The sequence below is a fragment of the Lysobacter sp. 05T417 genome, from assembly GCF_056396405.1.
Map to the genome: position 1 here is coordinate 303,245 of NZ_JBFTLK010000006.1, position 25,406 is coordinate 328,650.

The window sequence follows — 25,406 nt, forward strand, 5'->3', positions numbered from 1 at the left end:
CTCCGGGGGGAACGACGGAACTCGTCGGCGGGGTCAGTGGATGAAAAGCAGGGCAAGCAGCAACGGAAGCACCAACCCAAGCGCCACGTACGGCCACGTCGTGGGCCGCTGGCGCGCGTGCATCTGCAGCAGGAACAGGCCGGTGATGCAGAACACCAGGCAGGCGATGGCGAACAGGTCGATGAACCAGCGCCAGGCGGCGCCGGCGTTGCGTCCCTTGTGCAGATCGTTGAGGTAGGCGACCCAGCCGCGCGATGTGCGCTCGTACTCGACCGCACCCGTGGCACGGTCGATGCTCAGCCAGGCGTCTCCGCCGGGGCGCGGCAGCGACAGATACACCTCGTCGGCCGACCATTCCGCCGGTTGCCCACCGATGGCCACCGGCAGCACGTCGTTGAGCCAGCCGCCGACCGTGGCGGGCAATGGTGCGCTGCCGCCCTCGCGTTTGCCCAGCGCCTTCAGCACCGATGGCGGCATCTCGACCTTGCGGTTGAGCGTCTCCGGCTTGGCCTCGATCACGCTGGAGTGATTGAGCGTGATTCCGGTGACGGAGAACAGCAGCATCGCGACCAGGCAGATTGCCGAACTGATCCAGTGCCACTGGTGCAGCGTGCGCAGCCAGAAGCCACGGCGTTGCTGGCGTGTGGCGATATCGGGTGCGGCCGAGGAGGTGCTCATGTGCCGCTCAGGTCTCCGCCCAGCGTCGCAGCAGGTTGTGATAGACGCCGGTCAGCTGCACGAGTGCAGGGTGGTCGGGAACGTCCTGGGTCAGGCGCCGGATCGAGACATCGAGGTCGAACATCAGGCGCCGCTGCGCATCCTCGCGCAGCAGACTCTGGATCCAGAAGAACGAGGCGACCCGCTCGCCGCGGGTGACCGGCGTGACCTTGTGCAGGCTCGTCCCCGGGTACAGCACCAGGTCCCCGGCCTGCAGCTTGACGCGCTGCACGCCGTAGGTGTCCTCGATGATCAGCTCGCCGCCGTCGTAGTCTTCCGGCGCATTGAGGAACAATGTCGCCGACAGATCGGTGCGGATCGGCTCCGCGCCGCCGGTGCTGCGGTCGTAGCGCACGGCGTTGTCGACGTGGAACCCGAACGACTGGCCGCCGCTGTAGCGGTTGAACAACGGTGGATAGATGCGCTGCGGCAGGGCGGCAGAGAAGAACGTCGAGTTGCGGGCCAGCGCTTCCAGCACCAGTGCGCCCAGCTCACGCGCGACCGGGTCGTTCTCCGGCAGCTGCGCGTTGTCCTTGGCCTGCGCCGACTGATGACCGGCGGTGATGCGGCCATCGGCCCAACCGGCCTGCGCCAGCCGCGCGCGGCAATGCGCGACCTGTTCGGCGGTGAGGACTTGCGGAACCTGCAGCAGCATCTTCTCGCTCCTTCAATGCGACCGCCCGGCCAGGGCCGGGCGGCGCGGGGACCCGTCAGGACGGGATTAGAACCTGTAGGCGGCACTCAATACCACCGAGCGGGTATCGCCCGGCGTCGACCAGCCATTGTTGCGGACGCGGGTGTAGTACTCCTTGTCGAACAGGTTGTTGGCGTTGAGCTGCAGGCTCAGTCGCTCGTTGATGTCATAGCCGACCATGGCGCGGTGAGTCGTGTAGCCCTTGATGTCGCCGGCATTGGCGCCGACGCCGGTGTAGTACTCGAAGCCGCTCTGGTAGGTGATGCCGTAGCCGAAGGTCCACTGGTTCAGATCGTAGGTGCTCCACAGGCTGCCCGAGCGCTCGGGCGTGGCGCTGATGGGCCGACCCTTGAGCGGGTCAGGATTGGCTGCGGTGTTGCCGCAGGCGGTACTCGGACTGGCGAGGCAGTTGTCGGACACGCCCTGCAGCACTTCGCTGTCGAGGTAGGTGACGTTGGCGAAGATCGACCAGTCGTGGGTGATCTGGCCGGCGACGCCGAGGGTGACGCCGTCGACGCGCGCTTCGCCGTCGAGCTGCTGCTCGCCGGTCGGGTTGGCCGGGTTGCCCGGGTCGGCGACCTTGTACTGGTCGCGGTTGTTGCGGAACACCGAAGCGGTCAGCGCCAGGCGATTGGCGATGTCCCACTTGGTGCCGATCTCGTAGTTGACTGCGGTTTCCGGGTCGACGTTGCAGTTGGCGGTGCCGGTGGTGCTGGTCAGGGTGCAGGAACCGTTGACCGATGCCTTCGACGGGGTCTTGCTGTTGGAGTACGACACGTAGATGGTGCCGTTCGCGGCGGGCTTGAAGACCAGGCCGGCGCGGTAGGAGAACAGGTCGTCCTCGTTGGCGGCGACGGGGGCGCGGCCGAGCACGGCGCCAATGTTGGTGTTGTCGGGACGCGGGTTGGCCGGCGTCGGTGCGGTGTAGGTCTTGATGTTCCAGCTGACGCTGTCGCCCTCGTTGTGCTCGTAGCGGGCGCCCAGGTTGAGCATCCACTGCTCGTTGAACTCGAGCGTGTCGAACACGTAGACGGCCTGGTTGTCCTGCGTGCCTTCGCTGCGGCCGACCAGGGTCGGATTGACCGGGCCGGTCCAGAGCGAGTCCGGGTTGGTCAGGCTCATGATCGGCAGGACGGCCGGGCTGCCGTCCGGGTTGCGCAGCAGGTTGACCGTGTCGAGATCGAAGCTCTCGTGCGAGAACGAGATGCCGGCGACGACCGCGTGCTGCACCGAACCGGTGGCGAAGCGCGAGGTCAGGTCGGTCTGGCTGATGGCGATGCCGTTGCGGGTATCGCGCGAATGGCCGCGCGGGCCGCTGGGCTGGTAGGTGTTGGGCGTGAGCGGACGCGGGCAGGCCAGGCCGGTGGCGGCGTTGATGCCGCCCGCCAGGCACCAGGTGCCCTGCGGAGCATCGACGACGCTGAGCTGGTCGACCTGCTGGTAGCGGGCCAGGCTGCGCAAGGTCATCTGGTCGCTGAAGTCGTGTTCGAACACGCCGGTGAGCATGTCGACATCGATCTCCTGCTTGTCGATGTTGCGGTAGCCGTAGTAGTTGGATGGGTCGACGCCCGGCAGCGGGCCGCCGTAGGCACTGAAGTAGGGCACACCGTACTGCGGAACGTTGTCGTCGCTCTGGTGGAAATAGTTCAGGGTGAAGCGGGTGTCGCTGCCCAGCCCGAAGGCCAGCGACGGGGCGATGCCCCAGCGCTCGAAGGTCTCGACATCACGGCCCGGCGCGTCGTTCTGGTGAACCATCGCGTTGATGCGGAACGCGGTGCCGTTGTCGAAGTCGGTGTTGCTGTCGACGGTGATGCGGCCGTAGCTGTCGGTGCCTGCGCCGGCCTGCAGCACGGTGAAGTCGCCCTCGCGCGCGGACTTGCTGACCAGGTTGATGTTGCCACCGACCGAGCCGGCGCCGGAGTAGACCGAGTTGGAACCGTTGATGAGTTCGATCGCGTCGAGGTTGAAGCTGTCGCTGCGGCTGTACTGGGCGCTGTCGCGGACGTTGTCGGTGGTGATGTCGCTGTTGGCGTTGAAGCCGCGCAGGATGATGCTGTCGCCATAGCCGCCACCGCCTTCACCGGCGCCGAAGGTGATGCCCGGCAGCGTGGTGAGGACGTCGCGCAGGCCGATCAGGTTCTGCTGGTCCATCACTTCCTTGGTGACCACCGTGATCGTCTGCGGCGTGTCGAGCAGCGGCCCGGTGTACTTGACCGACGAGGGCTTGTCGATGTACTGGCCGTGCACTTCGATCTTGTCGAGGTCCTTGGCCTGCGGTTCACCTGCCGGATCGGCCAGCGCCGGGGAGGCGACGACAAGGGTGGCGACGGCAACCGCGACGGCGCCGGCGAGCGGCGAAACGGCGAACTTCCTGTTGGACATGGGGGAACCCTGAGAGTCGGAGTGCGGCACGCTGCCGCTGCGATCGACAATGGTAATGAGAGCGATTCCCATTTGCAACGAAAACTGAACGTGCGACCGGCCAGCCGGACGGGTCTGGGCCCTGTCCGGCGGATGAAACGGCCCCTGCGTGCCGGTTATGCGCGTGATCAGGCAGGCGGTCAGAACCGATAAGCGGCGCTGACCACCACAGAACTCGCGTCGCCCGGGGTCGCCCAGCCGGTGTTGCGGGCGCGGATGAAGTAGTCCTTGTCGAAGAGGTTGTTGACGTTGAGCTGCAGGCTCAGATGCTCGTTGACGTCGTAGCCGACCATGGCGCGGTGGGTGGTATAGCCCTTGATGGTGCCCGCCCTGGCGCCGGTGCCGACGTAGTACTCGTAACTGCCCACGCAGCTGACGCCGTAGCCGAAGGTCCACTGGTCCAGCTCATACGTGGTCCAGGCGCTGCCGGAACGTTCTGGCGTGCCGCTGAGCGGCTTGCCCTTGAGCGGGTCCGGGTTGGCTGCGGTGTTGCCGCAGGCGGGGGCCGGATTGGCGATGCAGTTGTCGGACACGCCCTGCAGCACTTCGCTGTCGAGCCAGGTGACGTTGGCGAAGATGGACCAGTCGGCCGTGATCTTGCCGGCCGCGCCAAGGGTGACGCCGTCGACCCGGGCCGTGCCGTCGAGCTGCTGCTCGCCGCCGGGGTTGAGCGGATTGAGAGGATCGGGGACCTTGTACTCCTCGCGCTCGTTGCGGAATACCGAAGCGGTGAGCGCCAGCCCGTCGGCGACGTCCCACTTGGTGCCGATCTCGTAGTTGATCGCGGTTTCCGGGTCGACATTGCAACTGGCGGTGCCGGTGGTGCTGCTGGCGACACACGAACCGTTGACCGACGCCTTGGATGGCGTCTTGCTGTTGGAGAACGAGGCGTAGACGGTGCCGTTCTCCGCGGGCTTGTAGACCAGGCCGGCGCGATAGGAGAACAGATCGTCCTCGTTGGCCGCCACCGGGTTGCGACCGAGGACGGTGCCGATGCCGGTGTTGTTGGGCCTGGGATTGGCGGCCGTCGGTGCGGTGTATGTCTTGACCCTCCAGCTGACGCTGTCGCCTTCGTTGTGCTCGTAGCGCGCGCCGAGATTGAGCATCCACTGCTCGTTGAACTCGAGTGTGTCGAAGACATAGATGGCCTGATTGTTCTGCGTGCCTTCGCTGCGGCCCGACAGGAACGGATTGACCGGGCCGGTCCACAACGAGTCCGGGTTGGCCAGGCTGGTGATGGGCGGGGCAACCGGGCTGCCGTCCGGGTTGCGCAGCAGGTTGGTCGTGTCCAGCTCGAAGCTCTCGCGGGAGAACGACACACCGGCGACCAGTGCGTGGCCGATCGAGCCTGTGGCAAAGCGCGAGGTCAGGTCGGTCTGGCTGATGGCGATGCCGTTGCGGGTGTCGCGCGAGAAGCCGCGCGGACCGCCAGGACGGTAGTCGCCAGGGCGCAGCGGACGCGGGCAGGGCAGGCCCGTGGCCGGGTTGATGCCGCTTTGCAGGCACCACGTGCCCCCGGGCGCGTCGACCACGCTGAGCTGGTCGACCTGCTGGTAACGGGCCAGGCTGCGCAAGGTCATGTGTTCGTTGAAGTCGCGCTCGAACACACCGGTAAGGGAGTCGACCTCGATCTCCTGCCTGTCGAGGTTGCGGTAGCCGTAGTAGTTGGACAGGTCGACGCCCGGCAGCGGCCCGCCAAAGCTGCTGAAGTACGGCACGCCGTACTGCGGGATGTTGTGGTCGCTCTGGTGCAGGTAGCTCAGGGTGAATCGGGTGTCGCTGCCCAGCCCAAAGGCCAGCGACGGGGCGATGCCCCAGCGCTCGAAGGTCTCGACATCACGACCCGGGGCATCGTTCTGGTGGACCATCGCATTGATGCGGAACGCCGTGCCCCTGCCGAACTCGGTGTTGCTGTCGACGGTGATGCGGCCGTAACCGTCGGTTCCCGCTCCAGCCTGCAGCACGGAGAAGTCGCCTTCGCCTGCGACCTTGCTGACCAGGTTGATGTTGCCGCCGACCGAGCCGGCGCCGGAGTAGACCGAGTTCGAGCCGTTGATCAGCTCGATCGATTCGAGGTTGAAGGTGTCGCTGCGGGTGTACTGGGCGCTGTCGCGCACGCCGTCGGAGGTGATGTCGCTGTTGGCGTTGAAGCCGCGCAGGGTGATGCTGTCGCCATAGCCGCCACCGCCCTCGCCAGCGCCAAAGGTGATGCCCGGCAAGGTGCTGAGGACGTCGCGCAGGCCCAGCAGGTTCTGCTGGTCGATGACCTCGCGGGTGACCACGGTAATCGTCTGCGGGGTATCGAGCAGCGGCTCGGTGTACTTCACCGAGGAGGGCTTGTCGGTGTGCTGGCCGTGCACCTCGATCTTGTCGAGGTCCCTGGCCTGCGGCCCGCTGGCGTGACCCGGCTGACCGGCCTGGGCGGGTGCGGTGAGGTCGAGGGCGCAAATGGCGACCGTGAGAGCGCCGGCGAGCGGCGAGGCTGCGAACTTCCTGTTGGACATGGACTTCCCTGAGTGTTCGGCGGCAGTGCCCGCCGCGTGGTCAGGAAAGCTTAATGCGAGTCATTCGCATCTTTGTCGAGTGGATGGTCCGGCTCAGGGTCCGCTGTCTTTGCAGCGGAAGGCCACTTTGCTTCAGGCGCGGTCGTCGCGGGTCCAGATCCCGCCGTCCTCGACCTTGACCGGGAACTTCAGCACCGGCTCGTAGGCGGGTGCGCACAGCGGGCGGCCATCGCGCACGTCGAACTTCGCTCCGTGCAGCACGCATTCGATCGTCGCTTCCTCACCGTCGAAGGTGCCGGCGGACAGTTCGAAGTCCTCGTGCGAGCACTTGTCCTGGAGCGCGTAGAAATCGCCGTCGTAGTTGACCACCAGGATGGGCGTATCGCCGTCCCAGGCGACGGTCGACTCGCCCGGGAGCAACTGCGAGGTAGCGCAGACGAAAACCCAGTCGCTCATGCCTTACAGGGCCTTTTCCAGGATCTCGAAACGCAGGTCGTCGCGCTTGGGTTCGCCAAAGCGCGCGTCGCCGTACGGGAACGGCTTCTTGATGCCGGTGCGGTGGTAGCCGCGGCGCTCGTAGAAGGCGATGAGTTCGTCGCGGACATCGATCACGGTCATGCGCATGGCCTTCAGGCCCCAGTCCTCGCGGACGATGCGCTCGGCCTCGTGGATGACCACCTTGCCGATGCCGCCGCCCTGCAGGGTCGGGTTGACCGAGAACATGCCGAAGTAGCCGGCACCGTCCTCGACCGCGACATGGGCGCAGGCCAGCAGCTGGCGGCGGCCGTCGCCGGCATCGCGCTCGGCCACCAGGATCACGCTCTGCGGGCGATCAATGCAGGCCTGGATGTCGTCGGCGCCGGTGCGGCGGCCGCCAAGCAGGTCGGCCTCGGTGGTCCAGCCCTGCTTGCTGGCGTCGCCGCGGTAGGCGGACTCGACCAGTGCGACCAGCGCGTCGATGTCGGCGCGGTTGGCGTTGCGGAACACGATGGTGGGCGAGTCGATCGCCGCGGCATTGGTCGTCATGCGAGCAGTTTACGTACCTTGCGCAGGGCCGCAACGAAGGCATCGACCTCGTCGTGGGTGTTGTAGAAAGCCAGCGACGCGCGGCAGGTCGCGGCGACACCGAAGTGGTGCATCAACGGATGCGCGCAGTGGTGGCCGGAGCGGATGGCCACGCCTTCCAGGTCGAGCAGGGTGGCCAGGTCGTGGGCATGCGCGCCTTCGACGAGGAAGCTGATCACCGCCGCCTTCTCGCGGGCTTCGCCGAAGATGCGCAGGCCCTCGACCTTCGACAGCTCCTCGGTGGCATGGGCCAGCAGGGCCTGCTCGCGCGCCTCGACGTTGTGCATGCCCAGCGCCGACAGATAGTCGACCGCGGCGCCCAGGCCGATGAAGCCGGCGATGTTGGGCGTGCCGGCTTCGAACTTGTGCGGCGGATCGTTGAAGACCGTGCCTTCGAAGCGCACTTCCTTGATCATCTCGCCGCCGCCGATGAACGGTGGCATCGCGGCCAGGTGCTCGCGGCGTGCCCACAGCGCGCCGGTGCCGGTCGGGCCGGACATCTTGTGGCCGGTGATGGCGTAGAAGTCGCAGCCGATCGAGGCGATGTCGAGCACGCGGTGCGGCGCGGCCTGCGAGCCGTCGACCACCGTGACGATCCCGCGCCTGCGTGCCTCGCGGCAGATCTCGCGGACCGGATTGACCGTACCGAGCACGTTGGAGACGTGGGTCAGCGACAGCAGTTTCACTTCCGGCGTGAGCAGCGCATACAGGCGATCGAGGTCGAGCTCGCCGCGCTCGTTGAGTTCGGCGACCTTGATCGTGGCGCCGGTGCGCTGGGCAACCAGCTGCCACGGCACGATGTTGGCGTGGTGCTCCATGCGCGTGAGCACGATCGCATCGCCCGGCTGGAGGCTCGGCAGCGCCCACGAGTAGGCCACCAGGTTCAGCGCGAACGTGGTGCCGCTGCACAGCACCAGCTCGTCGCCACGCACATTGAGGAACTTGGCCAGCTTGTTGCGCGCGCCTTCGTAGGCATCGGTCGCCTCGGTGCCGAGCGCATGCACCGCGCGGCTGACATTGGCGTTGTGGTGGCGGTAGAAATCGTCGACCGCGGCAATCACCGATTCCGGCTTCTGTCCGGTGTTGGCCGAGTCGAAATAGATCAGCGGCTTGCCGTGGACCTTGCGCGTCAGCAGCGGAAAGTCGGCGCGGACCCGGGCCCAGTCGATCGTGCTGTCGAGGGAGGCGTTCATGCAGTCTCCAGCGTGGCCAGCGCGGCGTCGAGGCGGGCGGTCAGCGTCTCGCGCAGGACGCGATCGCCGAACACCGCCAGGGTCTCGCGGCAGAACGCGGCGGTCAGCAGCGACCGTGCCTGCTCTGCCGGCACGCCACGGCTGCGCAGGTAGAACAGCGCGGTCGCATCGAGCTGGCCAACGGTGGCGCCGTGCGCGGCCTGCACTTCGTCGGCGTGGATCTCCAGCACCGGCTGGGTGTCGATCTCGGCGCCTTCGCTGAGCAGCAGGTTCTTGTTGGACAGGTTGGCGGCGGTGCCGTCGGCGCCTTCGCGGATCAGGATGCCGCCGTGGAAAGCGGCCTTGCCGCGACCGGCGCCGAGGCCGCGCCAGGTCAGGTCGCAACTGCCGTCGCGGCCGACGTGGTCGATGCCCAGGCGGGTGTCGAGGTGGCGCTTGCCCGTGGCGAGTAGCACGCCATTCGCATGCAACTTCGCGCCGTCGCCGTGCAGGGCGACATTGAGCTCGTGGCGCGACAGGCCGGCGCCGAGTTCGAGGTCGAGACGACGGTACTCCGATGCCTTCGCCATCACCGCGTCGGTCCGCGAGATCAACGTGGCGTTGCTGCCCTCGTCCTGCACGCGCGCGTGGTTCAGCGTCGCATTCGGGCCGAGGTGGACGTGGGTCACCGCGTTGGCGAGGTGGCTGTGGGGACCGGCGCCGAGCTGGTGCTCGACCATGGTCAGCGTCGCGCCTTCGCGAAGCTCGATCAGGTTGCGCAGGTGCCAGGCGCGGTCGCCATCGCTGGTCGCGCCGATGAACACCAGGTGCAGCGGCTGTTGGGCCTGCGCGCCGGCGTCGGCGCGCAGCACGATGCCGTCGTCGGCGAGCGCCGAATTGAGGCGGGCGAAGATCTCGTCGGCGCGGTCGAAGCGGCGGGCGAGGAAGTTGGCCTCGCGCGGTTCGCCTTCGCGCAGCACCTGCGAGAGCGGCTGCAGCGAAATGCCATCACCGAGTCCGCCGATGTCGCTATGGACGGCGTCGAGGCGGCCATTGACGAAGACGATGCGCGGCGCCGGGATGCCATCGAGCAGGCCGGCATCGAACGCTGCAACGTCGGCGCCGCTGGCGGCGAAGCTGCGACGCTCCAGCGAGCGCAGCGGCGTGTACTTCCAGGCCTCGACGCGGGCGTGAGGAATGCCGTCGCGCAGGGCCGCATCGAGCGCGGCCTTGCGGCTGTCGCCGAGGCCGGCGGCGTCGCGGGCGGCCAGCGAATCGAAGGCGCTGGCGAAGGAGTCGAGCAGGGCGCTCATGTCAGACCGCCGCCTGCGGCGCGATGCGATCCTTGACCCAGGCGTAACCATGCTCTTCCAGCTGCAGGGCCAGTTCCGGGCCGCCGGTCTCGACCACGCGACCGTCGGCGAGCACGTGCACCACGTCGGGCTTGATGTAGTCGAGCAGGCGCTGGTAGTGGGTGATGACCAGGAACGCACGGCCGGCGTCGCGCAGCGCGTTGACGCCGTCGGCGACGGCCTTGAGCGCGTCGATGTCCAGGCCCGAGTCGGTCTCGTCGAGGATCGCCAGGCGCGGTTCGAGCAGGGCCAGCTGGAAGATCTCGTTGCGCTTCTTCTCGCCGCCGCTGAAGCCTTCGTTGACGCCGCGGTGCAGCAGTTCGTCCTTCAGGTGCAGCACGGCCAGCTTCTGCCGCACCAGCTTGAGGAACTGCATCGAGTCGAGTTCGGCCTCGCCGCGCGCCTTGCGCTGGGCGTTGAGTGCGGTGCGCAGGAAATAGGTGTTGTTCACGCCCGGGATTTCGACCGGGTACTGGAAGGCCAGAAACACGCCGGCCGCCGCGCGCTCTTCGGGCTCAAGTTCGAGCAGGTTGCGGCCGTCGTACGTCACCGTGCCGGCGGTGACCTCATAGCCTTCGCGCCCGGCCAGGATGTTGCCCAGGGTCGACTTGCCCGCGCCATTGGGGCCCATGATCGCGTGCACCTGGCCGGCCTGGACGTCGAGCGACAGTCCCTTGAGGATTTCCTTGCCGGCGACGGATACGTGGAGGTTTTCGATCTTGAGCATGTTCGATTCCGGGTTGTTCATTGGGTCAGCCGACCGAGCCTTCGAGACTCACTTCCAGCAGCTTCTTGGCTTCCACCGCGAATTCCATCGGCAGTTCGCGGAACACCGACTTGCAGAAGCCGTCGACGATCATCGACACCGCGTCCTCCGCGCCGATGCCGCGGCTGCGGCAATAGAACAGCTGGTCATCGCTGATCTTGGAGGTGGTCGCCTCGTGCTCGACGGTCGCGGACGGGTGCCTGACCTCGATGTACGGGAACGTGTGTGCGCCGCACTTCTTGCCGATCAGCAGGCTGTCGCACTGGGTGTGGTTGCGCGCGCCCTCGGCGCCGCCGAGCACCTTGACCAGGCCGCGGTAGGTGTTCTGGCCGCGGCCGGCGCTGATGCCTTTGCTGATGATCTTGCTCTTGGTGCGCTTGCCGACATGGATCATCTTGGTGCCGGTGTCGGCCTGCTGGCGGTGGTGGGTCAGCGCGACCGAGTAGAACTCGCCGCTCGAGTCGTCGCCCAGCAGCACGCACGACGGGTACTTCCAGGTGATCGCCGAACCGGTCTCGACCTGGGTCCAGGAGATCTTCGAGCGCGCACCGCGGCATTCGCCACGCTTGGTGACGAAGTTGTAGATGCCGCCGACGCCGTTCTCGTCACCGGGGTACCAGTTCTGCACCGTCGAGTACTTGATCTCGGCGTCATCCAGCGCAACCAGCTCGACCACGGCCGCATGCAGCTGGTTCTCGTCGCGCATCGGCGCGGTGCAGCCTTCCAGGTAGGAAACGTAGCTGCCTTCCTCGGCGATGATCAGCGTGCGCTCGAACTGCCCGGTGTTCATGGCGTTGATGCGGAAGTAGGTGCTCAGCTCCATCGGGCAGCGCACGCCCTTGGGGATGAACACGAAGCTGCCGTCGGAGAACACGGCCGAGTTCAGCGCGGCGAAATAGTTGTCGCCGGTGGGGACGACGCTGCCCAGGTACTGCTTCACCAGCTCCGGGTGATCGTGGATGGCTTCCGACAGCGAACAGAAGATGACGCCCTTCTCGGCCAGTTCCTTGCGGAAGGTGGTGCCGACGGAGACCGAGTCGAACACCGCGTCGACCGCGACGCCGGCCAGCTTGGCTCGCTCGTGCAGCGGTACGCCGAGCTTCTCGTAGGTGTCGAGCAGCTCCTGCGGCACTTCATCGAGCGAGGCGTACTTGGCCTTGGGCGCGGAGTAGTAGCTCAGCGCCTGCAGGTCGATCGGTGCGATGTTGAGCTTGGCCCAGTGCGGCATCGGCATGGTCAGGAAATGCCGGTACGCCGCGAGGCGCCACTGCGTCATCCACTCCGGCTCGTCCTTCTTGGCCGAGAGCGCGCGGATGATGTCCTCGTTGAGGCCCGGCGGCAGACTGTCGGATTCGATGTCCGTGACGAAGCCGGCCTCGTACTTGCGGCCAAGCTGCTCGTGGATCTCTTTGTTTTCTACTACTTCGGTGGCCATTGGGCTGCCTACAGGATTCGTTGTTGCATGGCGGGCGCGGCCCGCTACGCGTTGGCCAGGCGCAGGTCGATGCGCTTGGCCGATGGTTCGGGAGGTGGCGGTGGCACCAGCATCTGCGCCAGGGTCACCCCGCGCAGGGCTTCGATCACCACGTCATTGATGCGACGCCAGTTGGCGCGCACGCCGCAGGATTTCTCGATGCCGCAGTTGCCGGCATGGACGCTGCACTCGGTCATGCCGAGCGGCCCTTCCATGGCGATCACGATTTCCAGCAGGCCGATGTCCTCGGCGCTGCGGGCCAGCCGATAGCCGCCGTTGGCGCCGCGGAAGCCCTCGACCAGGCCGGCCTGGGCCAGCGGCTTGAGCACCTTGGACACCGTCGTGGCTTCCAGACCGGCACGCTCCGCCAGCTCCGACGCGCTCAGGACGGCGTCGGAACGGTGTGCGAGCACGGTCATGACGACCGTGGCGTAGTCAGTGAGCTTGGTGACGCGGAGCATGGGCGGGGGCCGGTCGGGTCAATCCGTACCGGAATTGTACGGTTTCGGGCCGGCCCAGCCAACCGCAAGGGCGGTACGCTTCGCTCCGCCCTTGCAACAGTCCTGTTCAGGATTCGCTGGCGGACGCGTTGGCAGCCGTTGGCGGGGCTGCCGGCATGACCAGGTCGAAGTAGGGCGGGGCCGGATTCTGCCCCGGCGGCACGAAGGCCGGCGCCGGCTGCCCGCCCGGGCCGAGCGAGCGCACGAACTGGTAGATCGCGCGGCGGTCTTCCAGGGTCATGTCGCGGAGCGCGAAATCGGGCATCAGCGGCCGGGTACGCAGCTTGGCGCTGTAGTCCAGCCACTGCGTCTCGGTCATCGTCGACAGCTTCATGCGCAGGTTGGTCGGGTAGGTGGTGCCCCAGGGTCCGCGGAAGCCGACTGGCGAGCCGACCAGCCACTGGCTCTTGTCGACCGCGCCCTGGTTCTGGGCATAGCCCGGGGTGTGGCAGTCGTTGCAGCCGGCGGTGCGGGCCAGGTATTCGCCGCGGGCAAGCAGGTCCTTCGGCGCGGCGGCGTGCTCCTTGCCGGCATGCTCGTTGCCGGCTTGCCGGGCGTGTTCGCCCTGCTGGCAGGCGGCCAGGGTGAGCAGGGCCGTAATGGCCAGGGCGGATCGGGTCGTCTTCATCGTTTGTGCACATCGGGTGGTGACCCACGTCAACGCGCTGGTCGCCACGAACCGGCCAGCGCGATGGCTGTCCGATGGCTGATCGGATGGCATGACATGGCCGATCCGGGCCAGAATGTCGGCTCTCCCGCAATGACTACCGGATTCCGCATGTCGCGCAAGATCGCCGCCCGTCGCTCCGCCATCCATGGCAATGGCGTTTTCGCCGTCCAGCCGATCGCCAAGGGCGAGCGTGTCATCGAATACAAGGGCACGCGCCGCACCCACGAGGAGGTCGACGCCGGCGAGAGCGGCGACATCGACACCGGCCACACCTTCCTGTTCACGCTCAACGACGAATACGTCATCGACGCCAACTTCAAGGGCAACGATGCGCGCTGGATCAACCACAGCTGTGCGCCCAACTGCGAGGCGGTGCTGGAAGAGGACGAGGGCAAGGACCGCAAGCTCGACAAGGTGTTCATCGAGGCGGTCCGCGACATCGCGCCGGGCGAGGAGCTGTCCTACAACTACGGCATCACGCTGGCCGAGAAGCACACCAAGGAGCTGAAGAAGATCTGGGAGTGCCGCTGCGGGTCGCCGGGCTGCACCGGGACGATGCTGCAGCCGAAGTCGGACAAGAAGAAAAAGAAGCAGGAAAAGAAGAAAAAGAAGCTGGTTGCGGAGTCGAAGGCCGCCAAGGCCTGACCAGGCCGTCATCCCGGCGAACGCCGGGACCCATCTTGATCGCGCCAAGCTTCCAGTCCCGCCAGGCTTCCGTCCCGCAGTCGCGCCAGGTTTCCGCCTCCGTAGTGGCGCCGTCCGCCAACCCGGGGATCGCTACGCCCGGCAGACGACATCCTGTCTTTATGCCGGGCGTGGGCCATCCATGGCCCACTGCTCCGCAATCCCCGGGTCGGCGGACGTCGCTCCGGCGCTTCATTGCCCGGTCTTCGGCTTTCTCGTTGGAGTTGGACCGTCATTCCCGCGGAGGCGGGAACCCATGGACGTTGCGCCGGGTGGGTGCAACGTACATTCGGGCAATGGCCTGCCGGGTCCGCACCGGCCACACTTGAGGTAACGCGCGCGGACGATACTGGCGCGCCACCCCTCATCCCCAAGGAGTCCCCATGAGCCTCGAAGGCAAGGTCGCCATCGTCACCGGTGCCGCCAGCGGCATTGGCAAGGAAATCGCATTCGAGCTGGCGCGCGCGGGGGCGGCGATCGCCATCGCCGATCTCAACGCCGGGGGTGCGCAGGTTGTCGCCGCGGAAATCGTCGCCGCGGGCGGGCGCGCGCTGGGCCTTGCGATGGATGTCACCGACGAGGCGGCGGTCAACGCCGGGGTCGCCCGCGCGGTGGCCGAGCTGGGGGGCGTCGACATTCTGGTGTCCAACGCGGGCATCCAGATCGTCAATCCGATCGAGCAGTTCGCCTATGCCGACTGGAAGAAGATGCTGGCGATCCATCTCGACGGCGCGTTCCTGACCACCAAGGCCGTGTTGCCGCACATGTACGGCACCGGTGCCGACGGCAAGGCCCGTGGCGGTACCGTGGTCTACATGGGCTCGGTCCATTCGCACCTGGCCTCGCCGCTGAAGTCGGCTTACGTCACCGCCAAGCATGGTCTGCTCGGACTGTCGCGGACGCTCGCCAAGGAAGGGGCGAAGCACGGGGTGCGCAGTCATGTGGTCTGCCCCGGCTTCGTCCGCACGCCGCTGGTGGACAAGCAGATTCCGGAACAGGCCAGGGAGCTGGGCATCAGCGAGGCCGAAGTGGTGAGCCGCGTCATGCTGGGCAATACGGTCGATGGCATCTTCACCACCGTCGAGGACGTCGCCCAGACGGTGCGCTTCCTGGCCGAGTTCCCGAGTGCGGCGCTGACGGGGCAGAGTTTCGTCGTCAGCCATGGCTGGCACATGCAATAGGCAGCCGGGGCTGCCGGGCTCCCTGCGTGGGCTCGTTCAAGGCGTGATGCGCGTCCGCGGAATTTGGTTGCAATGACTAACGCCAGTCTGGCGTAGGGCGCGACTGCGTATAGGCTGTGCACCGCTCGGGCATCAAGGTGCCTGGCCTGCAAGCCCAGCACGGACGATCTGGTCGGATGGCCGCCTTCGATGGCGGCGGTTGCGGCGGGGAAGACCGGACTGGCTCCCCCGCCCATCGAGACTCCCCCGCAATGCGTGCACCGTTGACCCTGGCCATCCTTGCCGCCCTGTCCACTCCGGCCATGGGCGTGGAAATCGATGGCCGCATCGATCCTGCCGAATGGCAGGGAGCGCGCGAGATCAGTGATTTCCGCAAGGTGCAGCCGCTCAGCCGCGAGCCGGCGACACTGCAGACCCGGGTCTGGGTGATGGCCACGCCGGAAGGCCTGGCGGTGGCGTTCCGCAACGACCAGCCCGTGGAGACGCGCACCCGCCAGAAGGTGCAGCGCGACTTCGACGCCCAGGTCGACCGCGTCAACCTGATGATCGACTACGACGGCGACGGCCGCACCGGCTACAACTTCACCGTCTCATCAACCGACGGCATCGCCGATGCGGTGATCAGCAACGAGACCCAGTTCAACGACGACTGGGACGGCAACTGGAAGCACGCGGTCAGCGAGGACGACACCGGCTGGAACGTCGAGATGCTGATCCCGTGGTACATCGCGCCGATGCGCAATGGCAGCGATGGCATGCGCACCGTCAAGGTGTACTTCGACCGGGTGATCGGCTCCACCGGCGAACGCTCGGCTTGGCCGGCGGCCAGCTTCCAGCGCCCGCGCTTCCTGTCCGACTTCGAGCCGATGCAGATGGCGCAGTACAGCCAGTCGCTGCTGGCGATCACGCCGTACGTTTCCGGGCTGTACGACAACGTCGGCGGCGACAGCGACTTCGACGGCGGCGCCGACATCTTCTGGAAGCCCAACGGCCAGTTCCAGCTGTCGGCGACGATCAATCCCGACTTCGGCCAGGTCGAGAGCGACGACCTGGTGGTGAACTTCAGCGCGACCGAAACCTTCATCAGCGACAAGCGCCCGTTCTTCACCGAGAACCAGGGCATCTTCGAATTCACCACGCCGTCGGACTTCAGCCAGTTGCTCTACACCCGCCGTGTCGGCGGCCCGGCCGACGACGGCAACGGCGCCGGCGACATCACCGCGGCGGTCAAGCTCAACGGCAGCGTCGGTGCGACCAAGTACGGCGTGTTCGCCGCCGACGAGGCGGACGAAGTCGGCCGCACCTTCGGCGCCCTGCGCCTGGTGCGCGATTTCAGCCACCAGAACCTGGGCCTGATGCTGACCCAGGTCGATCGCCCGTTCCTCGATCGCGACGCGACGGTCCTGGGCGTGGACCACAACTGGCGTCCGAACCAGCGCGTCAGCGTGGAGACGCGGCTGATCGGCAGCCAGATCGACCAGGACGGCACGGCCACCGACGACACCGGCGCGACCATGTGGGTCAACTACGAAATGGACGGCGGCTGGCGCCAGCAATGGCTGGCGATGCATTTCGGCCAGGACCTGCAGATCAACGACTTTGGCTATCTCTCGCGCGCCAATCTCAACTACCTCAACTGGCAGGTGATGCGCCGTTTCCCCGACCAGCCGGTGGATTCGCGCTACGCGTCCAAGGACTGGCGCGGTCGCATCAGCGGCACCGACAACGACCACGGCGAGCGCCTGCAGCGCCAGCTGCGCATCAGCCGCGAGGGCAACCTGCGCGACGGCAGCTACGAGTACGCGCAGATCAACATCAACGGCGCCTACATCGACGACCTGCTGACGCGCGGCCACGGCAACCTCGAACTGCCGACGAACTTCAACGCGTATTACGAATACGAGCGCCCGCGCAAGGGCGACTGGGCCTGGGAGCTGGAGGCCAACGTGCTCAGCGGCGGCCTGGCCGGCAACGACAGGATCGGCTATGAGCTGCGCGTGCAGCCGACGTATTTCATCAACGACGCCTTCAGCGTCTACCTGGGCGGCTACTACGAACAGACCCCGAGCTGGCTGGTGTGGCAGCACGACAACCTGATCGGCGAGTTCGACGAGAAGATGATGCAGATCAGTGCTGGCATGGACTGGAACATCGGCAACAAGCAGGAACTGCGCGTGAAGTTGCAGGCGCTCGGGCTGGATGCGCCGCTGCGCCAGGCCTACCGGGTCGATGCGGGCGGCAACGCCGTCGCCACTACCGACGCGGTCGACGACTTCAACGTCCAGAACCTGGGATTCCAGATCCGCTACCGCTACGAGCTGGCGCCGTTGTCGTACCTGTACGTGGTCTACGGTCGCGGCGGTTACCAGCAGGAGCCGTTCTCGGAAGACACCGGCGAGGCGGTGCGCGACAGCCTGGAACTGCGCGACGACGAACAGTTGCTGGTCAAGCTGAGTTATCGCTTCGAGATCTGACGTACCGCCACGCTTCCGGGACGAGGATGTCGAACAAGCCATCACGCCGGGTCCGCCGCGCCAGCACCAGCAGCGCGTCGTCGCGGCTCAGCAACCAGCGTGCGCCGCAGGCCAGTGCCAGGCGCAGGAACTTCTGGTCATCGGGGTCGGCGCAGCGCGGCATGGCGCCATCGGGCACGGTGGCCACGGGCAGCAGCATCACCCGTGCATCGAAAGCGGCGGTGGCCAGGGACCGCGCCGCCTCGTCCAGGCGCAGTTGCGGATAGGCCAGCACGCGCAGCCATTCGTCGCGGCATTCTTCGTCGGTCACCGCGACCACCTCACCGGCTTGCAGCGCAGTGCGCAACGCCATTGTTCGCGGATCGTCGAACACGAACAGGTCCAGGCAGACGTTCGTGTCGAGGACGATCCGCGGCGGGGCCGGGTTCAACGCGCGATCAGGGCGTGACTTCGCGGATGTCGGCCGATCCGATCCGCCAGGTGCGCTGTTCCGCGGTTGCGCCGTCGACGACGGCGCGACGCAGCGTGTAGGCACCGACAAACTTGCGCTGGCTGCCGTCGGCGGCGGTGGCGGTCATCGCCACTGGGATTTCGATGTAGCGCGAGCCGGCTGCGGCATCGACCGCGCCCGGTGCGAGGATTTCGACCGAGACGCCGTTGGTGTCGCGGAAGCCGTCGGCGAACTGCTGCGGCGACTGGCCACTGGCGCGACCGCCGTCGGACCACAGTGCATAGGCGCGGTCGTAGGCGCGGCTGTTGATCGCTGCGTAGTAGTCGCGGACCACGGCCATGGCGTCCTGCGCGGTCGGCTCGTCGGCCGCTGTGGGGCTGGCGCCGGCATCAGGCGCGGCGGGGCCGGGCAACGGCAGGCCGGCGGCATCGGTCGGAGGGGCTACCGGGGCTGCAGGGACCGGGTTGCCGTTCTCGTCGAGCACGACCTCCTCGATGGCCTGCGGCGGCGGTCCGACCTGGCCCGGGCCGGGCTTGTCGGGCATGCCGGTCACGCTGCCGTCTGCCTTGCCCGAGGGCGCGGGCAGTGCTTCGGCATCGTCGCCGCCGTGCTTGCCCTGCGGTTTGTCGCCGTTGCAGGCAGTGAGGGCGGCGGTCAGCAGCAGGCAGGTGGTGATGTGTCGGAACGCAATCATGTCACTGGTCCAGATGCACGACGACGGTGCCGCTCTCGATCGCGGTGCTGCCGATGCGACGGGAACCCAGCTTGTCGAGCAGGCTGTTGTCGAAGCGGTAGATCGGTTCCTCGCGCGAGTACTCGCCCATCCAGGAATTGAGCAGCGCCCGCGAGCTGGCGTTCATCGCGCCGCCGAGCGACGGCACGTCGACCTGTTCGATGCGCGGATCCTGCAGGTGCAGGCCACGCGTGCCCGGGTCGTAACGCAGTGCGCTGGTCAGGGCGAAATGGCCGGACGGGCGGCTGCTGTCGCTGCCCAGTGCGCCCAGGCCGAGGTCGAAATCGACACGCAACCGGCTCGATCCCTCCGGGATGGTCAGGCGCGGGTTCATCAGCGTCAGTGAGACCAGGCCGCCGAGCTTGTCGTAGTGCTTGGGGAAGTTGCGGTCGAGGGAACCCTGCAGCTGCATCGGCGTGAAGCGGACTTCATTGCCCAGCAATGCGCCCAGGCCATTGAGGGTGGAGCACGCGGCGAGCACCAGGGCGAGGGCGGCGACGGCGAGGCCGCGGGAGAACATCGGCAAGGAACGGCGCAGGGACGGCGAGGACAGCGAGGACATCCGAGGCTCCACGGTTGATGCCCGGGACGATACGCGCGCGGCATCCATCAGAAAAGCCTCGACGCCCGGTTGGAGGCCAGGGCGCCAATGGGCGCCTGCTATCAGGGCGTCTTCTTCGGTGGCTCCGCGGGGGCGCCGGCGTCGGCATCGCCGCGCTTTTTCGGCTTGGACGAACTTTCCGGCGCGGTGGCAGGCGGGCGCGCCGGTGGTGGGCCGCGTTTCTGCAGCGGCAGCGGCGGCGGCGCCCGCGTGCTGCTGGAATAGCGGGCGTAGTCGCGATAGAGCTGCTGCACGGTGGGCGTGCCGTCCAGATCGTGCGTGGGGCCGGCACCCTGGCGCGGCTTGAGCACGGCGAACCAGCGGTGTGCGCCGATGATGTCGCGGTCTGTGAGCGGCTGGCCCTTGCCGTCGATGGCGATCACCGACAAGGTCACGGCCTGGTTGACGTTGCCGCCGATGGCGAAGAGGCGGCGACGTTCGAGGTCGGTCTTGACCACCAGGTCGCAGTGCAGCGACAGCGCATCGCTGACGCCGCCGCGCACGTCGGCAATCGACGAGAACGTCGCGTTGCCGCGCGCCGTGCACAGCAGGTCGCCGGCCGCCGGGACGGCTTCGTTGAGGTCGTAGGCGACATATACATGGCTGGCGTCCTGGCCATCACGGGCGCGCACCGCGGCGCGGACGTAGTCGAAATGCGCGCCGCTGCGGCGGAACTGCTCGGTCGACAATCCGGCTTCGCACGCCAGCCAGGAGATGAATGCCGCCGACCAGGGCATCGCCCAGCCGGCGTCGCTCCAGCCGTAGTTGACGATGCTCTGCACGCGCATCGCTTCCTCGCTGCCGGTCGCCGCCCAGTAGCCGGCGATGGTGCCGCGGACGGCCGAGTCGTCCTCCATCAGGCCCAGTCGCGGGGCCTGGCGCAGCACGCGGTCGCCGATCGAGGCGTTGCGGGAGGGGGCGATGATGTCGACCACGCCGGCCGCCTGCGGCATCCGCGGGACGATCGCCTGCGGCTCCACTGCCATGTCCAGCACCGGCAGGCCGAAGTACGCCCACTCGGCCGCGGCCAGGTCGATCATGCGCGTGGTCGCGCTGCCGCCGCGGTCGGGTATCGAGGGGCAGGAGGACATGGCGATACGAAAGCCGGCCGCACGGGCCGGTGATCCGTCGCGCTTGTAAAGCGGCTCGAACGAACCCGGTCCGGTGCGCACCATCATCGGCGGCGCGTCGCTGCCGCTCGCGTACGCCACGCGCAACGCCGGATCCGGAAAGCCGGCCGGGCGGGCGAAGTTGGGAACGGAGCGGCTGTTGCCCGCCTGGGCCCAGCAGGACGCGGGGACGAACAGGGGGACGAACAGGGCGACCAGCACAGCGTGCAGCACAACTCCGGGCCCGTGGCGCATGTGTGCTTCCTGTGCGGGGGAAGCCACAGCTTGGGTCAGGGCATGTGAAGCCTGTATCGCAATCCCTCAGTCCTCGTCCTGCCTGGGCTTGTAGGCTTCCACCAGCTTCTGCTGGACATTGGCGGGCACCGGCTCGTAGTGGCTGAAGTCGAGCGAGTAACGTCCGCGCCCGGCGGTGACCGACTTCAGTTCGGCGGCATAGCCTTCCAGTTCCGACAGCGGCACCTGCGCCTTCACCACGATCTCATCGCCGCGCAGGCTGTCGGTGCCGCTGATGCGCGCGCGCTTGCTGGCCAGGCCGCCGCTGACATCGCCCATGTGCTGCTCGGGGGCATTGACCTCCAGTTCGACGATCGGTTCCAGGATCTGCGGCCGCGCCTTGCCGATCGCATCGAGGAAGGCCTTCTTGCCGGCGGCGACGAACGCCACTTCCTTGCTGTCGACGGGATGGTGCTTGCCGTCGTAGACGATCACCCGCACGTCCTGGATCGGGTAGCCGGCGACGGCGCCGCTGCCGAGCACCTGGCGCACGCCTTTCTCCACGGCCGGCATGAACTGGCCGGGGATCGTGCCGCCCTTGACCTCGTCGACGAACTCGAAGCCCGTGCCGCGTGGCAATGGTTCGATGCGCAGGAACACCTCGCCGAACTGGCCGGCGCCACCGGTCTGTTTCTTGTGGCGATGGTGGCCTTCGGCGCGGCCGCTCACGGTTTCGCGATAGGCGATGCGCGGCGGGCGCGATTTCACCTCGACACCGTAACGGTCCTTGAGTCGCTCCAGGTTGATGCGCAGGTGCAGGTCCGACAGGCCGTGGATGACGGTCTCGTTGGTTTCGGTTTCGTGCTCGACCACGAAGCACGGATCTTCTTCGGCGAGTTTGTGCAGGGCAGTGGCGAGCTTCTGCTCCTGGCCCTTGCTGGCCGATTCCACCGCCAGGCCGAACATCGGCTTGGGGAAGGCGATCGGGGACAGGCGGATCTCGTCCTCGTCATGGCTGTCGTGCAGCACCGCATCGAAGTGCAGCTCGTCGACCTTGGCCACCGCCGCGATATCGCCTGGCTGCGCCTGCTCGATCTCGACGTGGTCCTTGCCCTTGAGCTTGAACAGGTGCCCGACCTTGAACGGCTTTTTGCCGTCGTCGATGAACAGCTGCGTGTCCTTCTTCACCAGCCCCTGGTAGACGCGGAAGATGCCGAGCTTGCCGACGAAGGGGTCGTTGATGATCTTGAAGACATCGGCGACGACATGCGCCCTGGCATCGGGCACGGCCTGGAAGCGCTGACGGTCGGCGCCGCGCTCGAACGGCGGCGGATTGGCTTCGGCGGGATTGGGAAACCATTGCTCGGCCACGTCCAGCAGCTTCTTCACGCCGACGTCGTTTCGCGCCGAACAGAACAGCACCGGCACCAGGTGGCCTTCGCGCATGCACTGCTCGAAGGCGTCGTGCAGTTCCTCGCCGGAGAGGCCGCCTTCGCCCAGGTCGAGGTAGTGCTCCATCACCGACTCGTTGATCTCGACGATCTGGTCGATGATCTTCTGATGCCAGTCGGCGACCGGGCCCAGGTCGCTGTCGCCGGTGGTATTGCCGAGGCAGTCGATGACCTTCTTGCCGCCGTCGGCGGGAAGGTTCAGCGGCAGGCACTCGGGGCCGAACGTGTCGCGCAGTTCGGCCAGCACCCGCTCGGCCGATGCGGCCTCGTGGTCGATCTTGTTGATCACCAGGGCGCGGCACAGGTTTCGCCCTTTGGCGTATTCCATCATCCGGCGCGTGCCGTACTCGACCCCGCTGTCGGCATCGACCACGATCACCACCGTCTCCACCGCGCCGAACGCCGACAGCGCCGGGCCGCGGAAATCCGGGTAGCCGGGGGTGTCGATCAGGTTGAGGTGGATGCTCTGGCCGTTGGCCGCGACGTGGTCGATGCTGGCGATGGCCGAGTCGACCGAGTGGCCGCGCTGCTTCTCGATGGCATCGAAATCGGACACGGTGCTTCCGCGTTCGATGCTGCCTGCCGTCTGGATTGCGCCGCCGGCCTGCAGCAGGGCTTCGAACAGTGTGGTTTTGCCGGCGCCGGGGTGGCCTGCCAGGGCCACGTTGCGAATGGATTGTGTGCTGTAGGACATGAGCGGACTTCTCCCCGGGACGGATCCCTGGTGCATAGGAAGGAAGGCCGTCATGGCTGTCCGCGCTTCGCGCCGAAGCGTTGGGCGCTCGGCGGGCGGTCATGGCGGGTGCCGGCGGGGGCCGGGAGGGCAAGCCTCGCGCAAGGGGCAGGGTGGGTCAAGCCTGAGGTGCCGGACGGTTGGATCGTCAGGTTCGAACCGCCTGGACCCGCGATGCCGCGCTAACGTTTCTGGCGCTAGGCTGTGCGCTCTTTCACGCAGCGGAGCAGCGACATGGCCTTCAAGCGTTTCGGCGAAGCGGTCTGGCAGGGCGACCTGCAGTCGGGCAAGGGCGCGCTGAGCACGCCGCAGAGCGGCCTGTTCGCCGACCAGAACTACTCCTTCAAGACCCGCTTCGGCGACGAGAAGGGCACCAACCCCGAGGAACTGCTGGCCGTGGCGCACGCGGGCTGCTTCTCGATGGCGCTGTCGGCGGTGCTGGGCAAGTCCGGCTTCACCCCGGAGCGGATCGAGACGCGCGCCGAAGCCACGATGGATCCGGGCATGGACCCGGGGCCGACCATCACCGGCGTGCAGCTGATCGTCAGCGCCAAGGTGCCCGGCATCAGCGCCGAGCAGTTCCAGCAGATTGCCGATGCGGCCAAGGCCGGTTGCGTCATCTCGCGCGCGCTGTCGGTGCCGGTGACGTTGTCGGCGACGTTGCAGGGCTGACGGCTGCAGGACTGACGACCCCGGATGCCGGCCCAAGGAAGGCCAGTCGCCGTGCTCGTGCACGGCGCGGGAGGTGGCGGCTGGGAGTGGAATACCTGGCGCGGCGTGCTTGAAGCACACGGGTTCGCCTGCAACTGCGTGGAACTGGAAGCCTCGCCGACCGGTCTGGCCGCCACCACTTTCGACGATTACCGGGCCCGGGTGCTGTCCGCCCTGGCCGTGTTGCCGCGTCCGCGCGTGCTAATCGGCGCCAGCCTGGGCGGGCTGCTGGCGGCAACCTGCGCCAGTTCCGCCGAGGCGCTGGTGCTGGTCAATCCGCTGCCGCCGGCGCCTTGGGCGTCGCAGCTTCTGCGGCGCGAATGGCCCGGGGTGGTGCCATGGCATCGCGATGCCAGGCTTGCCTCGACCCGGCGCGCGCTGCCGGACGCCGACGATGCGACGGCGTTGTTCGCCTTCCGGCGCTGGCGCGACGAGTCAGGAGCGGTATTGCGGCAGGCGCACGACGGAATCGAGGTGGCCGTGCCGGAATGTCCGGTGCTCTGCGTCGCCTCGGAACTCGATGAGGACGTGCCTGCCGGCCTGACCGTGGCGCTGGCCCAGGCTTGGGGCGCCAGCGTGTTGCATCTGCCCGGCTCGACTCACGTCGGCCCGCTGCTGGCCCGCGATTCGGCCGATGTCGCCGGGCAGGTGGTGGCCTGGCTGGCTCGGGCGGGTTGTCGGTAGGGCCTTGCCGGCGGTCAGGCCCAGTCGATCGTCCCGCGCACCACATTGCAGATCCGGCCGCCTGACCAGACTTCGCCATCGCCGTCCACCCGCAGCTCCAGCCGCGCGTCGAAACCGACCTCACGGCCTTGGCTGACGGTGTAGCGATGGCCGCCGTCGTCCTGCGACCGGCCGGGCAGGGCGCGGTTGTGGTTGAGCCAGGCCGCCAGCGTGGCGTTGGCGGCGCCCGACGCGGCATCCTCGAACCGGGCCGGCGCACCGACGAAGGCGCGCACCACCAGGTCGTAATCGCGGCCGGCGTCGGCGCGTGCGAAGGCGCACAGACCCATGGAGGCAGTGGCTTCGGCCAGCGCCGCGATGGCGTCCCAGTCCGGGCTGGCCTGGCGCAGGGCCGATTCGCTGGCCAGTTCGGCCAGCCACCAGCGGCGCCCACCGTCCATCAGGGCCGTCGGCAGTGCGCCCAGGGTGAGGCCGGACAGCGCCGCCTGCAGGCGCGGATCGCCGCCTCGGGCAATCTCGACCACCCGCGCCGTCGGCGTGCGCACCGCGATCGTGCGCGAGGGTCCGGTGCCGTCCACCGCCAGCGGCAAGGTGCCGACCGCGCCTTCCTGCAGCAGCCGGCCCTGGACCGGCTCGGCCAGGCCCGCTTCCAGCACCACGTGCGCGGTGCCGACGCTGGGATGCCCGGCAAACGGCACTTCGCGGCGAGGACTGAACATGCGGATGCGATAGCTCGCACCGGGCTGCGTGGGCGCGAACACGAAGGTGGTTTCCGGCAGCCGGGTCCAGCGGGCGATGGCCTGCATCCGGGCATCGTCGAGGCCATCGGTATCGAGCACCACGGCCAGGGGATTGCCGGCGCCAGGCCGGTCGGCGAACACATCCAGTTGCAGGTAGCGGCGAAGCGTCATTCGGCGGGGGTCCGAGGCGGTCATCCAATCAGGGCGAATCGACTAGAATTGTCGTTCTTTGTGGCCGCGCCCGGGCATCAGCCCGCAGCCGGCGCGCCATTCTAGGTTCTGTAG

22 protein-coding genes and 1 pseudogene are annotated in these 25,406 nt (G+C 67.5%); 5 read left to right on the forward strand and 18 right to left on the reverse strand.

Translation table 11 applies throughout. The annotated features are described in order from the left end of the window. Positions 1-33: 33 nt before the first annotated feature. From AC1DER_RS13385 to AC1DER_RS13440, 12 genes are all read right to left on the reverse strand, one after another. Positions 34-678 carry a PepSY-associated TM helix domain-containing protein gene (locus AC1DER_RS13385; protein ID WP_441817278.1) on the reverse strand — a complete coding sequence of 215 codons (645 nt, stop codon included), beginning with the start codon at positions 676-678 and terminating at the stop codon, positions 34-36. A 7-nt stretch (positions 679-685) separates the two neighbouring features. Next, positions 686-1,372, reverse strand: a complete 687-nt coding sequence (locus AC1DER_RS13390; RefSeq protein WP_441817279.1) for a Fe2+-dependent dioxygenase — start codon at positions 1,370-1,372, stop codon at positions 686-688. 66 nt (positions 1,373-1,438) lie between these two features. Further along, positions 1,439-3,793 carry a TonB-dependent receptor gene (locus tag AC1DER_RS13395; protein WP_477243340.1) on the reverse strand — a complete coding sequence of 785 codons (2,355 nt, stop codon included), beginning with the start codon at positions 3,791-3,793 and terminating at the stop codon, positions 1,439-1,441. Between the two features lie 179 nt (positions 3,794-3,972). Next, positions 3,973-6,336: a TonB-dependent receptor gene (locus tag AC1DER_RS13400; RefSeq protein ID WP_477243338.1), complete on the reverse strand. Its 2,364-nt coding sequence runs from the start codon at positions 6,334-6,336 to the stop codon at positions 3,973-3,975. 132 nt (positions 6,337-6,468) lie between these two features. Further along, the gene (locus AC1DER_RS13405; protein WP_441817282.1) at positions 6,469-6,792 is read right to left on the reverse strand and encodes a non-heme iron oxygenase ferredoxin subunit; all 324 of its coding nucleotides are present in this window, start codon (positions 6,790-6,792) and stop codon (positions 6,469-6,471) included. 3 nt (positions 6,793-6,795) lie between these two features. After that, the gene (locus tag AC1DER_RS13410) at positions 6,796-7,362 is read right to left on the reverse strand and encodes a GNAT family N-acetyltransferase (RefSeq protein ID WP_477243335.1); all 567 of its coding nucleotides are present in this window, start codon (positions 7,360-7,362) and stop codon (positions 6,796-6,798) included. After that, complete coding sequence (locus AC1DER_RS13415) at positions 7,359-8,594, reverse strand: cysteine desulfurase (RefSeq protein WP_477243333.1); 1,236 nt, start codon at positions 8,592-8,594, stop codon at positions 7,359-7,361. The genes AC1DER_RS13410 and AC1DER_RS13415 overlap by 4 nt, the downstream gene beginning before the upstream one ends. Next, entirely contained in the window at positions 8,591-9,886 is a 1,296-nt protein-coding gene (gene sufD, locus AC1DER_RS13420; RefSeq protein ID WP_477243330.1) for a Fe-S cluster assembly protein SufD, read from the reverse strand. Before sufD ends, AC1DER_RS13415 begins: the two co-directional genes overlap by 4 nt. A 1-nt stretch (position 9,887) precedes the next feature. Then, positions 9,888-10,652, reverse strand: coding sequence for a Fe-S cluster assembly ATPase SufC (sufC, locus tag AC1DER_RS13425; RefSeq protein ID WP_441817286.1), 765 nt, complete (start codon positions 10,650-10,652; stop codon positions 9,888-9,890). Between the two features lie 25 nt (positions 10,653-10,677). Beyond that, positions 10,678-12,126, reverse strand: coding sequence for a Fe-S cluster assembly protein SufB (gene sufB / locus AC1DER_RS13430; protein ID WP_441817287.1), 1,449 nt, complete (start codon positions 12,124-12,126; stop codon positions 10,678-10,680). A 44-nt stretch (positions 12,127-12,170) separates the two neighbouring features. Then, complete coding sequence (locus AC1DER_RS13435; protein WP_441817288.1) at positions 12,171-12,626, reverse strand: SUF system Fe-S cluster assembly regulator; 456 nt, start codon at positions 12,624-12,626, stop codon at positions 12,171-12,173. 106 nt (positions 12,627-12,732) lie between these two features. Beyond that, positions 12,733-13,293 carry a hypothetical protein gene (locus AC1DER_RS13440; RefSeq protein WP_477243327.1) on the reverse strand — a complete coding sequence of 187 codons (561 nt, stop codon included), beginning with the start codon at positions 13,291-13,293 and terminating at the stop codon, positions 12,733-12,735. Positions 13,294-13,443: 150 nt separating this feature from the next. On the opposite strand from AC1DER_RS13440, the pseudogene AC1DER_RS13445 reads away from it, so the two are divergent. From AC1DER_RS13445 to AC1DER_RS13455, 3 genes and pseudogenes are all read left to right on the forward strand, one after another. Continuing rightward, positions 13,444-13,905: pseudogene (locus tag AC1DER_RS13445) on the forward strand (SET domain-containing protein); the annotation flags it as partial. 497 nt (positions 13,906-14,402) lie between these two features. After that, positions 14,403-15,200, forward strand: coding sequence for a 3-hydroxybutyrate dehydrogenase (locus AC1DER_RS13450; RefSeq protein WP_477243325.1), 798 nt, complete (start codon positions 14,403-14,405; stop codon positions 15,198-15,200). 251 nt (positions 15,201-15,451) lie between these two features. Then, complete coding sequence (locus AC1DER_RS13455) at positions 15,452-17,674, forward strand: DUF5916 domain-containing protein (RefSeq protein ID WP_477243323.1); 2,223 nt, start codon at positions 15,452-15,454, stop codon at positions 17,672-17,674. Here AC1DER_RS13455 and AC1DER_RS13460 read toward each other — a convergent pair. From AC1DER_RS13460 to fusA, 5 genes are all read right to left on the reverse strand, one after another. Next, on the reverse strand, positions 17,646-18,104 hold the full coding sequence (locus AC1DER_RS13460) for a putative toxin-antitoxin system toxin component, PIN family (RefSeq protein WP_477243321.1): 459 nt from the start codon (positions 18,102-18,104) through the stop codon (positions 17,646-17,648). The two genes, AC1DER_RS13455 and AC1DER_RS13460, sit on opposite strands and share 29 nt — an antisense overlap. 7 nt (positions 18,105-18,111) lie before the next feature. Then, complete coding sequence (locus tag AC1DER_RS13465; protein ID WP_477243319.1) at positions 18,112-18,819, reverse strand: hypothetical protein; 708 nt, start codon at positions 18,817-18,819, stop codon at positions 18,112-18,114. A 1-nt stretch (position 18,820) separates the two neighbouring features. Then, positions 18,821-19,420 carry a YceB family lipoprotein gene (locus AC1DER_RS13470; RefSeq protein ID WP_477243317.1) on the reverse strand — a complete coding sequence of 200 codons (600 nt, stop codon included), beginning with the start codon at positions 19,418-19,420 and terminating at the stop codon, positions 18,821-18,823. A 101-nt stretch (positions 19,421-19,521) separates the two neighbouring features. Beyond that, complete coding sequence (locus AC1DER_RS13475) at positions 19,522-20,823, reverse strand: DUF2272 domain-containing protein (RefSeq protein ID WP_477243315.1); 1,302 nt, start codon at positions 20,821-20,823, stop codon at positions 19,522-19,524. Positions 20,824-20,889: 66 nt separating this feature from the next. Beyond that, positions 20,890-22,947, reverse strand: coding sequence for an elongation factor G (gene fusA, locus AC1DER_RS13480; RefSeq protein ID WP_477243313.1), 2,058 nt, complete (start codon positions 22,945-22,947; stop codon positions 20,890-20,892). Between the two features lie 273 nt (positions 22,948-23,220). On the opposite strand from fusA, the gene AC1DER_RS13485 reads away from it, so the two are divergent. Then, positions 23,221-23,658: an OsmC family protein gene (locus AC1DER_RS13485; RefSeq protein ID WP_477243311.1), complete on the forward strand. Its 438-nt coding sequence runs from the start codon at positions 23,221-23,223 to the stop codon at positions 23,656-23,658. A gap of 51 nt (positions 23,659-23,709) precedes the next feature. Continuing rightward, entirely contained in the window at positions 23,710-24,381 is a 672-nt protein-coding gene (locus tag AC1DER_RS13490; protein ID WP_477243309.1) for an alpha/beta hydrolase, read from the forward strand. 14 nt (positions 24,382-24,395) lie between these two features. Here the strand turns inward: AC1DER_RS13490 and AC1DER_RS13495 are convergent, their stop codons facing one another. Next, a complete protein-coding gene (locus AC1DER_RS13495) occupies positions 24,396-25,292 on the reverse strand; it encodes a PhzF family phenazine biosynthesis protein (protein WP_477243307.1) in 897 nt (298 codons plus the stop codon). Positions 25,293-25,406: the final 114 nt, after the last annotated feature.

Coding starts and splice junctions, on each gene's coding strand:
- sufD (WP_477243330.1), bottom strand. CDS start 9,886: ATGAGCGCCCTGCTCGACTCCTTCGCCAGCGCCTTCGATTCGCTGGCC.
- AC1DER_RS13455 (WP_477243323.1), top strand. CDS start 15,452: ATGCGTGCACCGTTGACCCTGGCCATCCTTGCCGCCCTGTCCACTCCG.
- AC1DER_RS13400 (WP_477243338.1), bottom strand. CDS start 6,336: ATGTCCAACAGGAAGTTCGCAGCCTCGCCGCTCGCCGGCGCTCTCACG.
- AC1DER_RS13390 (WP_441817279.1), bottom strand. CDS start 1,372: ATGCTGCTGCAGGTTCCGCAAGTCCTCACCGCCGAACAGGTCGCGCAT.
- sufC (WP_441817286.1), bottom strand. CDS start 10,652: ATGCTCAAGATCGAAAACCTCCACGTATCCGTCGCCGGCAAGGAAATC.
- AC1DER_RS13470 (WP_477243317.1), bottom strand. CDS start 19,420: ATGTCCTCGCTGTCCTCGCCGTCCCTGCGCCGTTCCTTGCCGATGTTC.
- AC1DER_RS13395 (WP_477243340.1), bottom strand. CDS start 3,793: ATGTCCAACAGGAAGTTCGCCGTTTCGCCGCTCGCCGGCGCCGTCGCG.
- AC1DER_RS13465 (WP_477243319.1), bottom strand. CDS start 18,819: ATGATTGCGTTCCGACACATCACCACCTGCCTGCTGCTGACCGCCGCC.
- AC1DER_RS13495 (WP_477243307.1), bottom strand. CDS start 25,292: ATGACGCTTCGCCGCTACCTGCAACTGGATGTGTTCGCCGACCGGCCT.
- AC1DER_RS13450 (WP_477243325.1), top strand. CDS start 14,403: ATGAGCCTCGAAGGCAAGGTCGCCATCGTCACCGGTGCCGCCAGCGGC.
- AC1DER_RS13410 (WP_477243335.1), bottom strand. CDS start 7,362: ATGACGACCAATGCCGCGGCGATCGACTCGCCCACCATCGTGTTCCGC.
- AC1DER_RS13415 (WP_477243333.1), bottom strand. CDS start 8,594: ATGAACGCCTCCCTCGACAGCACGATCGACTGGGCCCGGGTCCGCGCC.
- AC1DER_RS13405 (WP_441817282.1), bottom strand. CDS start 6,792: ATGAGCGACTGGGTTTTCGTCTGCGCTACCTCGCAGTTGCTCCCGGGC.
- sufB (WP_441817287.1), bottom strand. CDS start 12,126: ATGGCCACCGAAGTAGTAGAAAACAAAGAGATCCACGAGCAGCTTGGC.
- AC1DER_RS13435 (WP_441817288.1), bottom strand. CDS start 12,626: ATGCTCCGCGTCACCAAGCTCACTGACTACGCCACGGTCGTCATGACC.
- AC1DER_RS13485 (WP_477243311.1), top strand. CDS start 23,221: ATGGCCTTCAAGCGTTTCGGCGAAGCGGTCTGGCAGGGCGACCTGCAG.
- AC1DER_RS13475 (WP_477243315.1), bottom strand. CDS start 20,823: ATGCGCCACGGGCCCGGAGTTGTGCTGCACGCTGTGCTGGTCGCCCTG.
- AC1DER_RS13385 (WP_441817278.1), bottom strand. CDS start 678: ATGAGCACCTCCTCGGCCGCACCCGATATCGCCACACGCCAGCAACGC.
- AC1DER_RS13440 (WP_477243327.1), bottom strand. CDS start 13,293: ATGAAGACGACCCGATCCGCCCTGGCCATTACGGCCCTGCTCACCCTG.
- fusA (WP_477243313.1), bottom strand. CDS start 22,947: ATGTCCTACAGCACACAATCCATTCGCAACGTGGCCCTGGCAGGCCAC.